The organism is Paraburkholderia sp. SIMBA_054 (assembly GCF_046534875.1).
GTDB classification, from domain to species: Bacteria; Pseudomonadota; Gammaproteobacteria; order Burkholderiales; family Burkholderiaceae; genus Paraburkholderia; species Paraburkholderia hospita.
Window position 1 is genome coordinate 1 of record NZ_JAWRXV010001039.1, and the last position, 261, is coordinate 261.

General features: G+C 66.3%; 1 pseudogene. It reads left to right on the forward strand.

The annotated features are described in order from the left end of the window. Positions 1-64: 64 nt before the first annotated feature. Positions 65-261, forward strand: a pseudogene (locus SB822_RS58315) (hypothetical protein); the annotation flags it as partial.

The window sequence follows — 261 nt, forward strand, 5'->3', positions numbered from 1 at the left end:
CCGCCCTCGCGGGCGGCGCACACGCCGCGCATTGCTTCGGCGGCGCGGCTTTCTGGCGGTACACATGACGACGAAAAAAACGACGCTCAAATCGGTGTTTCTGACTGGCCTCCTGGTGCTGGTGCCTTTGGCCATCACGCTGTGGGTGCTCGGTCTGATCATCGGCACGATGGATCAGACGCTGTTGCTGCTGCCGCGCGCCTGGCAGCCCGAGCGCGTGTTCGGTTTCCGCCTGCCCGGCCTCGGCGCGGTGCTGACACT